Origin of the sequence: Microbacterium sp. 13-71-7 (assembly GCF_002257455.1) — a bacterium.
In the GTDB taxonomy this organism is placed as follows: Bacteria; Actinomycetota; Actinomycetes; order Actinomycetales; family Microbacteriaceae; genus Microbacterium.
Genome location: NZ_NCKN01000150.1, coordinates 1 through 10,186 on the forward strand (window position 1 = coordinate 1; position 10,186 = coordinate 10,186).

Sequence of the window (10,186 nt, forward strand, 5' to 3'; positions counted from 1 at the left end):
GGGGGAGAGAGGGGGAGAGAGGGGGAGAGAGGGGGAGAGGGGGAGAGGGTCGGAGAGGGGGAGAGAGGGGGGGCGGGGGTTTCCGGGGTGCGGGGCGGGCGAGGATACTGGGGAACGATGAGCGCAACGTTGACCGTCACCCAGGTCGTCCTCCCCACCGCCCCCGTCGGATCCGCGAACCCCCTCCCCGCGATCGCCGCGATGCCCCAGGCGCCGTACGAGGCCGCCACGGAGGGCCTCCCCGCCGAGATGGCGGCGAACATCCGCTACGGGCAGGTCTCCTCGATCCACCCGTACCTGCTCCAGGACGGCTACGACCGTGAGCGCACTCCGGCACCGATGCGCGTCGCGGTGCTGGAGAACGAGCACCTGCGCGCGGAGTTCGCGCTCGACCTCGGAGGCAGGCTCGTGCGCCTCCTCGACAAGGACGCCGGACGCGACCTGATGTACCGCAACGCGATCCTGCAGCCGGCGAACCTCGCGCTGCGCGATGCGTGGTTCTCCGGCGGCGCGGAGTGGAACATCGGCATGCGCGGGCACTGGCCGCTGACCTGCTCGCCGCTGTACGCGGCGGAGATCACCGGCGCCGACGGCGAGCCGATCCTGCGGATGTGGGAGTACGAGCGCGTGCGCGGGCTGATCCTGCAGCTCGATGCGACGCTCGACGGCGCCGCGCTGCACGTGCGGGTGCGGGTGCGCAACCCCCGAGAGCGCGAGACCGGCATGTACTGGTGGACCAACATCGCCGTCGCGCAGACCGAGGGCAGCCGGGTGTTCGCCCCGGCGACGCATGCGTACATGACCGGATACGACGGCGTCCTCGGCCGGGTGGATCTGACCGAGACGGATCCGCGCTTCCCCGCGACCGCCCCCGCCGCCGCGGACTACTTCTTCGACCTCGCCCCGGGGCTCGCGGCGGCCGCCGATGCCGTCGACGAGGACGACGACGCGCCGTCGCCCCGCCCCTGGATCGCCGCCGTCGACGCGGATGGATCCGGCCTGGCCCACGTCTCCACCCCGAGGCTCTCCGGCCGCAAGCTCTTCGTCTGGGGCGACACCCCCGGCGGGCGCCACTGGTGCGACTGGCTCGGCGGAGAGACGGGCGCGTACTTCGAGATCCAGGCAGGACTCGCCGCCACGCAGTACGAGCACCTGCGCATGCCGGGAGGTGCGACGTGGGAGTGGACCGAGACGTTCCTCCCGCTTCAGCTCGCGGATCCGCGCCTCGACGGCGCCTGGACCGAGGACGTCGCGGTCGTCGGCGCGCAGGTCCTGCAGACGGCGGATGCGGCCGGATCCGCCGGCATCGCCCGCCTCGAGGCGGCCTCCGATGACGCCCCGGACGCGCTGCTCTCGGTGGGTTCGCCGTGGGGCGCGCTCGAGCAGCAGCTCGCCGCGCGGTCAGGGTCGACGTTCGCGGCGCTGCCCGGAGTGCGGTTCGTGCGCGAGAGCGAGGAGGGCGTCTACTGGGCGGGGCTCCTCGACGGCGACGCGACCGGAATCGCCGACGGCGCGGAGCCGGATCCGTCCGTCGCTCCGGCGTCCTACGTCACAGGAGACGAGTGGGACCACGTGCTGGCGGAGGCGCCGTCCACCTGGCTCACGCACTACCACCGCGCCGTGGGCGCGCATGCGCGCGGCGAACACGGCACCGCGATCTCGCACTACGAGGCGTCGCTGCGGCACCGGCGCACCGCGTGGGCGCTGCGCGGGCTCGCGCTGGCGCTGCGGCAGTCCGACGGCGGCGGCACCGCGGCGCAGGCGCAGGGCATCGACCGGCTCGCCGAGGCGCGCGAACTCGCCCCCGACCTCACTCCCCTCGCCCTGGAGCTCGCCGAGGCCCTGCTCGCCGACGGTCGCGCCGACGAGGTGCGCACGCTGCTCGCGACCCTGCCGGCGGAGATGCGCGCGCTCGGACGGTTCCGCGTGGTGGAGGTCCGCGCGGCCCTCGCCACCGGAGACAGGGAGACGGCGGGCAGGATCCTCGAGGAGCGCTTCGAGGTGCCGAACCTGCGCGAGGGCGAGCTCAGCATGTCCGCCCTCTGGCACGAGGCCTTCGGCGACCGTCCGGTGCCGGCCTGGTACGACTTCGAGATGGCGCCGGGGGACTGACGCGGCCGGGGAGCACGAGACTTCGCAGCCACGGCCAGCGGCCGCCACGCACTTCGAAGTGCCTTTTGCAAGCCTTCTCATGCACACTCACAATGGGGTTACGAACCAATAGTGAGGTAAAGAGCATGGAACAGAACAGCACGGCCGGTCAGGCGCCCGTTGTGGTCGAGGTCTGGGCCGACCTGGGATGCCCGTGGTGCTACGTCGGCAAGCACCGGCTCCAGCGCGCGATCGAGGCCCGATCCGATGCGAGCCGCTTCCAGTTGAAGATCCGCTCCTTCGAGCTGAACCCCGACTCCCCCAAGGAGCCGGAGCCCATCGCCGACGTGTTCCTGCGCACGCACGGCGGCGACCCATCGGTCGTCCGTCAGGCGGAGGAGCGCATCCAGTCGATCGCCCGCGGCGAGGGCCTGGAGTTCGATCTCGACCGGAAGAACGCCAACACGTTCGATCTGCACCGCGTGATGCATTTCGCAGAGCAGTCGGGCAAGGGTCTGGAGTTCTTCTCACGGATCCAGGACCGGTTCTTCTCCGGCGAGATCAACCCTTACGAGGCCGAGGCCATGATCGAGATCGCGCAGTCGCTCGGCCTCGACGGGGATCGTGTGCGCGAGGTCCTCGCCGGCGACGAGTTCGCCGACCAGGTGCGGGCCGATGTCTCCGAGGGCATGGCACTGGGCGCGCAGGGCGTGCCCTTCACGGTCTTCGGCCGCCGGATCGCTGCGTCGGGCGCACAGTCGGTATCGCTCTACGGCCAGGCTCTCGACCAGGTGGTCGAGGCTCTCGCATCCGAGGAGACGCAGGCATGAGCGGCAAGACGTCGATCCCCGCGCCGACCGTCCTCGACGGCGCAGACTCTTACGCCCTGGCCGCCTTCGCCCTGCCGACGCCGGTCAGCTCGTGCTCGTGACGGCTGGCGGCGACGTCCTCGTGATGGTCGGCGGCCCAGCCCGCGAGCGTCATCACGGCCTCCAGCAGTGAGCGGCCCAGCGGGGTCAGGTCGTACTCGACCCGCGGCGGCACCTCCGCGTAGGCCGTGCGGGTGAGCAGCCCGTCGCGCTCCAGCGCCTTCAACGTCACCGTGAGCATCCGCTGCGAGATTCCGGGGATGCTCGCCTGCAGGTCGGAGTAGCGCAACGGCTCGGAGCCGAGGGTGCTGATGATCAGAACGGTCCACTTGTCGCCGATCCGGTCGAGCACCTCGCGGATGAACGCGCTCTCCTCCGGCCAGGCCCGGCACGGCCCGCTGATCGTCCTCGCTGTCGCCATCCCGTCCGCCCTCCGCACCCGTGAACTCCCGCTTACAGCACCAATGGTCTGCTGCCGCACCACAAGTATGTAACCAATCGAAGGGAACCAGAAATGCCCACCATCGCCATCGTCGGAGCCGGATCCGGCCTCGGACTGTCCATCGCCAAGACCTTCGGCCGCCGCGGCTTCTCCGTCGCCCTGGTCTCCAGGACGCAGGCCAAGATCGACGCCCTCGCCGCCGAACTGGCCGAGGCCGGGATCGAGGCGGCGGGGTTCGCCGCCGACGTCATGGATCCCGCCTCCGTCGCCGCAGCCTTCGACCGCATCGAGGAGCGCTTCGGCCAGGTCGACGTCCTCGAGTACTCGCCCGCCCCGCACAACCCCGTGCCCGGGCTGCGGAACGCGACTCCCCTGGAGGCCGACCGCGGCGCCATCCAGCCCCAGATCGACTATTACCTCTATGGCGGTCTCGCCGCGACCCAGCAGGTCCTGCCCGGCATGATCGAGCGCGATTCGGGGACCATCATCTACACCACCGGCGGATCGTCGATGGATCCGCTGGCCGGACACGCCGAGTTCGCCGCCACCGCCATCGGGTCGGGGGCCCTGCGCACCTACGCCCTCACGCTGCACCGGGCCACCGCCGGAACCGGCGTCTACGTCGCCCACGTGCCGATCTTCGCCTGGATCGGCGCCGGCGGCCCGGAGAGCCGACCCGACACCATCGCCGAGCACTACTGGAGGCTCTACAGCACCCGCGATGGTGCGGAGCACCCCTACGCCGCCGCGTGACCCACGACGGTCCGTGAACGACCGCGTGCCCTCCGGCGTCAGCCCCGGTCAGCCCCGGTCGAGGTCGTCCAGCAACTGGACGGCGGCCGCCGCATAAGCGCCGATCCACCGATCGTGGATCCGCTTGATGGGCAGCGGGGCGAGCGTGAGGTGCCGCTCCCTGCCCTCGCGGCGACCGATCACGAGCTCGGCCCGCTCGAGCACCTTCAGATGCTGCAGCACGGTCGTGCGGTCGAGTTCGGGGAAGCAGGCGCACAGCTCGCCCGTGGTGCGCGGGGCCTCGCGCAGCGCATCGAGCATCCTCCGCCGGATGGGGGCGGCGAGCGCCTTGAAGACGAGATCGTCGTCGCCGGTTCCCCTCTCCGCATTCATGTTGTAATCTTACAACATGTCTCAGATCGAAGTCACTGCGGACATGGCTCCGCTCAGCGAATTGTCCTTCTCCGTCTCGGGTCGCGTCTCGCGGCCGCCCGCGGAGGTCTACGAGGCCGTCGCCGATCCGGCGCAGCTCTCGCACTACTTCACCACCGGCGGCGCTCAGGGCCGCCTCGAAGCCGATGCCGACGTCAGCTGGGACTTCGCCGACTTCCCCGGGCGCTTCCCCGTCGTCGTCGTCGAGGCCACGGCGCCGGAGCGCATCGTGATCGAGTGGGCGGCGGCCCCCGGCAGCAACGACACCGGCACCACGCGCACGGTGTTCGAGTTCGCCCCGATCGACGGCGGTGCGCGCACGCTCGTCACGATCACCGAGTCGAGCTGGCGGGCGACCGCGGGCGGCGCGAAGAGCGCCTTCGGCAACTGCGAGGGGTGGACCGGCATGCTCGCGGCCCTCAAGGCCTGGCTCGAGCACGGCATCAACCTGCGCGAGGGCTTCTACAAGTAGGACGCGGCAGCACCAGAGCCTCCCGCTCACCCGCGCATGCGGGGGTCCTCGGTCGGATCGCGGTACATCGGCGGGCAGCCCTGGTCGATCGCGGAGGGGCTCAGCTCGAAGTGCCAGGCCTCGTTGTCGTAGGTGCGGCAGAGCCCGAACTGCGCCCCATGGCGGTTCAGCCAGTCCGCGGAGTCATAGGGGCCGATGTCGACCGCCTGGCCCTTGACATGCAGCGACGTCTCCGGCGTGCCCACCCAGCGCGCCGCCTCCGCCTCGGATCCGTAGGTGCGCACGGCGTCGCGCAGCAGCCAGGCCTGATACGCCTTAGAGCGCCAGCCGCTCGCCACGCGCAGCTCGAGCCCGTCCTCCTCCGCCGCGGCGAGCGCCTGCCCGAGGGCCTCGCGCAGCCCTGGATCCAGGTTCGCCACCGCCGGCACCGCGTCCGACAGCGCCACGGAGTCGCCATCGGCGAGGTAGCCGTCCTCGGCGGTCGGCGTCCCGCCGCTGCGCGCCGATGCCGACCCGTCGCCCCCGCCCGCCGTCACCGTCCCCGGATAGTCCGGTCGCGCGGTGACAGCGGCCGTGATGACCGCGGCCGTGGTGCCCGCCCCCAGCGTGGCGAGCACCGTGAGCGTCACGACGAACCGGAACAGCCGCCGGCGCCGCCGGGGCTTCCGCGACGACGCATGCGGCGGGGCAGGAGTCTGCGGAGCGGTGTGCGTCCGTCCGCCGTCCGGATCCCGGTGCAGGATCCCGTCCGGCACGGGTCCCGGTCGTCGCAGAGCAGAGGTGTTCGTGTCCATGCCTCCACCCCATCGGGACGGACGTTGCCCGGCCGTACGCGATTTCGCATACGCCCGCGATATGCCGGTGTGCTTAGGCTTCTGGCATGCGCGTGCTGATCGTTGAGGACGAACCCGCCCTGGCCGGAGCGGTCCGTGATGGACTGCGTCTCGCGGCGATCGCCGCGGACACCGCCGGAGACGGGCACGTCGCCCTGGAGATGCTGGACATCAACGCCTACGACGTGGCGGTGCTCGACCGGGACATCCCCGGCCCCAGCGGCGACGCCATCGCGCAGGCGATCGTCGCCTCCGGATCCGGCCTGCCGATCCTCATGCTCACCGCCGCCGATCGCCTCGACGACAAGGCGAGCGGCTTCGAACTCGGCGCCGATGACTACCTGACCAAGCCCTTCGAGATGCGCGAGCTGATCCTGCGGATCAGGGCGCTCGCGCGACGTGCTCCGCGATCGACGCCGCCGGTGCACGAGCTGGCCGGGATCCGGCTCGACCCGTTCCGCCGCGAGGTCTACCGCGACGGGCGCTACGTCGCCCTCACCCGCAAGCAGTTCGCCGTGCTGCAGGTGCTCGTCGAGGCCGGCGGCGGAGTGATCAGCGCGGAGGAGCTGCTCGAGCGCGCCTGGGACGAGAACGCGGATCCGTTCACGAACGCGGTGCGCATCACGGTGTCATCCCTGCGCAAGCGGCTCGGCGAGCCCTGGGTGATCCTCACGGTGCCGGGCGTCGGCTACCGGATCGGCACGGAGGCGGTCGGCGCCGAGGGGATCGGCACGGAGGCGGGCGGCGCCGACGACGTCCGCGACGACGAGACGACGGCCGAGAACGCGACGCTTCCGGGACGGACGGGGAATGCCTGACGCGCCGCCGAGCCCCGCGGTTCCGCCGACGCCTGCCGTCCCGCCGAGACCCGCACTCCCGCCGCGCCCTGCGCTCCCGCCGCGCCCCGCGAGGGCCGTCGGGCTGTCGGTGCGCTGGCGCCTCACGCTCAGCTACGTCGCGCTCGTCGCCGTGGCCGGCGCCGTGCTGCTCGGCGTCGTCGCGCTGTGGCTCCTGCGCTACGTGCCGGACGGCACGGTCTACAACACAGATCCGATCGCCGGCACGAGCTGGGCGCCGAACCGCACCGACATCATCCGCGCGTTCGTGCCTCCGGCCACCTGGGCGTTCCTCGGGCTCATCGCGCTCGGCGTGCTCGGCGGCTGGATCCTCGCCGGCCGGGTGCTCCGTCCGCTCACCGCGATCGGCGCGACCGCCCAGGCCGTGAGCGACGGCGACCTCGATGCGCGGATCGCGCTGCCGGGCCGCGACGACGAATTCCGCCGTCTGGCCGACGTGTTCGACGGGATGCTCGACCGGATCCAGCACGACCTGGAGCGCGAGCGCCGGTTCGCGGCGAACGCGTCGCATGAGCTGCGCACCCCGCTCGCGATCACCCGCGCGCTGCTCGACGTCGCCGACGCGGATCCGGATCCCGATGTCCCGCAGCTGCTCGTGCGCCTCCGCGCCGCGAACGAACGGGCCATCGCGCTCACCGAGGCGCTGCTGCTGCTCGCGCGGCTGGACGCCCGCCCGCCGGCGCGCACCCCGGTCGACCTCTCCCTCGCCGCGGAGGGCGCGGTCGAGCTGCTGCACGAGGTCGCGGCCTCCCACGACGTGCGGCTCGACGTGGTCGGCGACCCCGTCTTCGTGCACGGGGATGCGGCGCTGCTCGACCAGCTGGCGCTGAACCTCGTGCAGAACGCGCTCGTGCACAACCTGCACTCCGGCGGTTCGGCGACCGTGCGCACGGTCAGCCTCGGCGGTCAGGGGGCGCTCATCGTGGAGAACTCCGGAGACCGGCTCGACCCCGCGGTCGTCGCGACCCTGGTCGAGCCGTTCCAGCGCGGCGCCGGCCGCACGCGCGACGGCGCGCACGGCGGATCCGGTCTGGGCCTCGCGATCGCCGGGTCGATCGTGGAGGTGCTGGGCGGATCCCTCGTCCTGACCGCACGGCCGGAGGGCGGCCTGCGCGTCGAGGCGACCTTCCCGCTGGCCTGAGGACCCCGGTCAGCGCGGTTCGCCCGCGGCCTCGAACCGCTGCGCGCCGATCACGGACAGCAGCTGCAGCTTCTGCCAGCCATCCGTGCGCGGCGGGGCGGTGAGCACGAGCAGGGCCTGCGACTGGTCCTCGGTGAAGAGGGCCTGGCAGTCGAGCTCGATCGGCCCGAGCTCGGGGTGCACCAGGGTCTTGTGGTCCTCGAAGCGGACGGCGACCTCGTGCCGCTCCCAGAGCTCGGCGAACTCGGGGCTCTCCGCCTGCAGCGCCCGCACGAGCTCGCCCGCCCGCGACCGCGCTCCCGTCGCGCCGTATGCGGCGCGGAGCCCCGCGACCTGGGCGCGGGCGTGCCGCGCGTGGTCGGCCTCGGGGTACACCGCCCGGGCGGCGGGATCCGTGAACCAGCGGTAGACGTCGCCGCGGGCGAGGCCGGTGCGCTCGGACGGATCGCCGAGCAGTGCCTGCGCCATCCGGTTGGCGACGAGCGTCTCGCCCAGGTTCGAGAGGATGAGCGCCGGGGTGTCGTCCAGGCGATCCAGCACCCTGAGCAGGGCCGGCGCGACGTGCGGCAGCGTGCTGTGCCGGTCGGGCGCCGAGTGCCCCGCGGTGCGGAACAGGTAGTCGCGCTCGTCGGCGGTCAGCCGCAGGGCCCGGGCGAGGGCTGCGAGCATCTGCTCGCTCGGCTGCGGTCCGCGCCGCTGCTCCAGGCGCGTGTAGTAGTCGACGGACATGCCGGTGAGCTGGGCGACCTCCTCGCGGCGGAGGCCCTGCGCCCGACGGCGCGCCCCCTCGTGCAGGCCGACGTCGCCCGGGCGCAGCGCCTCGCGGCGGCGGCGCAGGAAGTCGGCGAGGGCGATACGGTCCATGGATCCATTGTCCGACGGCGGCGGATCCGCAACCAGGGATCGCGGATCCCCCGATCGCCCGGTCTCTTATCGTCGGCGCGGATCCCGCCGAGCCTGGAGTCATGAACATCTCCGGAAACACCGTCTTCATCCCCGGCGCGACGAGCGGCATCGGCCTCGCCCTCGCGCTGCGCCTGCAGTCCGCGGGCAACACCGTGATCGTCGGAGGGCGCCGCGCGGAGATCCTCGGGCAGCTCGCGGCCGAGCACGGCTTCGACACCGTGCGCATCGACACCGCCGATCCCGAGAGCATCCGCGCGGCCGCCGCCGAGGTCGTCACCCGGCACCCCGAGCTCGACGTGCTGATCGCGATGGCCGGCATCATGCGCGTCGAGGACTGGCGCGGCGACGGCTTCCTCGCCGATGCCGAGGAGATCGTGACGACCAACCTGCTCGGTCCGATCCGGCTCATCGCGGCGCTCATCGAGCACCTGCAGAGCCGCCCGGCCGCGACGATCGTCACGGTCTCGAGCGGCCTCGCGCACACCCCGCTGCGCGTCACGCCGACCTACAACGCGACCAAGGCCGCGATCCACATGCTGTCCGAGTCGATCCGGCTGCAGCTCGACGGCACGAGCGTCTCGGTGCTCGAACTCGTCCCGCCCGCCGTCGCGACCGAACTGATGCCCGGCCAGAGCGAGAGCCCGTTCGCGATGCCGCTCGACGACTTCGTCGACGAGACGATGGCGCTCATCGCGGCGCAGCCCGACGCGCACGAGATCCTCGTGGAGAACGTGAAGCTGCTCCGTTTCGGAGAGGTGCGCGGCGACTACGCGCAGACCGTCGCGACCGTGAACCGGCTGGATCCGCACGGCGACGCCTGAGATCATCCCAATCCGAGGGAACGCCCGAGCGCCGCGGCCGACGGCCCGAAGGTGCTCGCGATGAGTGCCCAGGCCGCGGCGATGCCGGCCGCCACGATGACGGCGCCGATCAGCTGGACGCCGATCATCGCAGCGACAGAGACGATCGACGCGCCGAGCGTGCCTCCATCCCGTTCATCGTCTTGTTCGAGCTCCAGAAGTTCAGTGCCCTCTTGCATGATTCGCACCGCGCTACCCGAGTCGCGCCACAGCGAAGACGAGAATGCCCAGCCCGATGAGGATCAGGGCGAAGAGGACCATGCTCCAGACGGGCGCTCCGGCGGATTCGTCGAGGAGCCAATGGCGACGGAAGGGGACGCTCCCCCTGCTCCCGCTGTGCCTGCCGCTTCGTTTCCCGCTCACGAGAGTTCTCCTTCATCTTGATATCGCGCGTATCGGCTCTGCGACGAGTCCGAAGCTCCGCATCTGCGGGATTCGGTGCGGCCGGAACCCTGTCCGGCCGCACCTCGCCCGCTCCACGAAGATGGAGACGACCGCGAACACGACGATGGGAATCGACAGGCCGAGATCAGGGGTCCCGACCTGCGGAC

Annotated in this window: 11 protein-coding genes and 1 pseudogene; 7 read left to right on the forward strand and 5 right to left on the reverse strand. The window is 71.9% G+C overall.

The annotated features are described in order from the left end of the window. Positions 1 to 117 precede the first annotated feature (117 nt). The gene (locus tag B7X32_RS14035) at positions 118 to 2,112 is read left to right on the forward strand and encodes a DUF5107 domain-containing protein (protein WP_292720768.1); all 1,995 of its coding nucleotides are present in this window, start codon (positions 118 to 120) and stop codon (positions 2,110 to 2,112) included. Positions 2,113 to 2,237: 125 nt separating this feature from the next. Then, a complete protein-coding gene (locus B7X32_RS14040) occupies positions 2,238 to 2,921 on the forward strand; it encodes a DsbA family oxidoreductase (RefSeq protein WP_292720770.1) in 684 nt (227 codons plus the stop codon). A gap of 49 nt (positions 2,922 to 2,970) precedes the next feature. Here B7X32_RS14040 and B7X32_RS14045 read toward each other — a convergent pair whose 3' ends face one another. Next, positions 2,971 to 3,381, reverse strand: coding sequence for a helix-turn-helix domain-containing protein (locus B7X32_RS14045; RefSeq protein WP_292720772.1), 411 nt, complete (start codon positions 3,379 to 3,381; stop codon positions 2,971 to 2,973). Between the two features lie 93 nt (positions 3,382 to 3,474). Between B7X32_RS14045 and B7X32_RS14050 the strand changes: the two genes are divergently transcribed. Next, complete coding sequence (locus B7X32_RS14050) at positions 3,475 to 4,155, forward strand: SDR family NAD(P)-dependent oxidoreductase (protein ID WP_292720774.1); 681 nt, start codon at positions 3,475 to 3,477, stop codon at positions 4,153 to 4,155. 48 nt (positions 4,156 to 4,203) lie between these two features. On the opposite strand, the gene B7X32_RS14055 is transcribed toward B7X32_RS14050, so the two are convergent. After that, positions 4,204 to 4,527 carry a metalloregulator ArsR/SmtB family transcription factor gene (locus tag B7X32_RS14055; protein WP_292720776.1) on the reverse strand — a complete coding sequence of 108 codons (324 nt, stop codon included), beginning with the start codon at positions 4,525 to 4,527 and terminating at the stop codon, positions 4,204 to 4,206. 16 nt (positions 4,528 to 4,543) lie between these two features. Between B7X32_RS14055 and B7X32_RS14060 the strand changes: the two genes are divergently transcribed. After that, complete coding sequence (locus B7X32_RS14060) at positions 4,544 to 5,038, forward strand: SRPBCC domain-containing protein (protein WP_292720779.1); 495 nt, start codon at positions 4,544 to 4,546, stop codon at positions 5,036 to 5,038. Between the two features lie 26 nt (positions 5,039 to 5,064). Here the strand turns inward: B7X32_RS14060 and B7X32_RS14065 are convergent, their stop codons facing one another. Next, positions 5,065 to 5,832, reverse strand: a complete 768-nt coding sequence (locus B7X32_RS14065; protein WP_292720781.1) for a M15 family metallopeptidase — start codon at positions 5,830 to 5,832, stop codon at positions 5,065 to 5,067. Positions 5,833 to 5,918: 86 nt separating this feature from the next. On the opposite strand from B7X32_RS14065, the pseudogene B7X32_RS14070 reads away from it, so the two are divergent. Both B7X32_RS14070 and B7X32_RS14075 read left to right on the forward strand, forming a co-directional pair. Continuing rightward, positions 5,919 to 6,569 (forward strand): annotated as a pseudogene (locus B7X32_RS14070) (response regulator transcription factor); the annotation flags it as partial. Between the two features lie 229 nt (positions 6,570 to 6,798). Further along, positions 6,799 to 7,869 carry a HAMP domain-containing sensor histidine kinase gene (locus tag B7X32_RS14075; RefSeq protein WP_366246995.1) on the forward strand — a complete coding sequence of 357 codons (1,071 nt, stop codon included), beginning with the start codon at positions 6,799 to 6,801 and terminating at the stop codon, positions 7,867 to 7,869. A gap of 9 nt (positions 7,870 to 7,878) precedes the next feature. Here B7X32_RS14075 and B7X32_RS14080 read toward each other — a convergent pair whose 3' ends face one another. Next, positions 7,879 to 8,733 (reverse strand): helix-turn-helix transcriptional regulator, encoded by an 855-nt coding sequence (locus tag B7X32_RS14080; protein WP_292720786.1) that lies wholly within the window; start codon positions 8,731 to 8,733, stop codon positions 7,879 to 7,881. 101 nt (positions 8,734 to 8,834) lie between these two features. Here B7X32_RS14080 and B7X32_RS14085 point away from each other — a divergent pair, with 101 nt between their 5' ends. Continuing rightward, positions 8,835 to 9,596 (forward strand): SDR family NAD(P)-dependent oxidoreductase, encoded by a 762-nt coding sequence (locus B7X32_RS14085; protein ID WP_292720788.1) that lies wholly within the window; start codon positions 8,835 to 8,837, stop codon positions 9,594 to 9,596. A gap of 2 nt (positions 9,597 to 9,598) precedes the next feature. Here B7X32_RS14085 and B7X32_RS14090 read toward each other — a convergent pair whose 3' ends face one another. Beyond that, positions 9,599 to 9,814, reverse strand: a complete 216-nt coding sequence (locus B7X32_RS14090) for a hypothetical protein (protein ID WP_292720791.1) — start codon at positions 9,812 to 9,814, stop codon at positions 9,599 to 9,601. Positions 9,815 to 10,186: the final 372 nt, after the last annotated feature.

What these genes read in the sequence shown, in the direction of transcription:
- B7X32_RS14035 (WP_292720768.1), top strand. Translation starts at nt 118, where the DNA reads ATGAGCGCAACGTTGACCGTCACCCAGGTCGTCCTCCCCACCGCCCCC.
- B7X32_RS14040 (WP_292720770.1), top strand. Translation starts at nt 2,238, where the DNA reads ATGGAACAGAACAGCACGGCCGGTCAGGCGCCCGTTGTGGTCGAGGTC.
- B7X32_RS14045 (WP_292720772.1), bottom strand. Translation starts at nt 3,381, where the DNA reads ATGGCGACAGCGAGGACGATCAGCGGGCCGTGCCGGGCCTGGCCGGAG.
- B7X32_RS14050 (WP_292720774.1), top strand. Translation starts at nt 3,475, where the DNA reads ATGCCCACCATCGCCATCGTCGGAGCCGGATCCGGCCTCGGACTGTCC.
- B7X32_RS14055 (WP_292720776.1), bottom strand. Translation starts at nt 4,527, where the DNA reads ATGAATGCGGAGAGGGGAACCGGCGACGACGATCTCGTCTTCAAGGCG.
- B7X32_RS14060 (WP_292720779.1), top strand. Translation starts at nt 4,544, where the DNA reads ATGTCTCAGATCGAAGTCACTGCGGACATGGCTCCGCTCAGCGAATTG.
- B7X32_RS14065 (WP_292720781.1), bottom strand. Translation starts at nt 5,832, where the DNA reads ATGGACACGAACACCTCTGCTCTGCGACGACCGGGACCCGTGCCGGAC.
- B7X32_RS14080 (WP_292720786.1), bottom strand. Translation starts at nt 8,733, where the DNA reads ATGGACCGTATCGCCCTCGCCGACTTCCTGCGCCGCCGCCGCGAGGCG.
- B7X32_RS14085 (WP_292720788.1), top strand. Translation starts at nt 8,835, where the DNA reads ATGAACATCTCCGGAAACACCGTCTTCATCCCCGGCGCGACGAGCGGC.
- B7X32_RS14090 (WP_292720791.1), bottom strand. Translation starts at nt 9,814, where the DNA reads ATGCAAGAGGGCACTGAACTTCTGGAGCTCGAACAAGACGATGAACGG.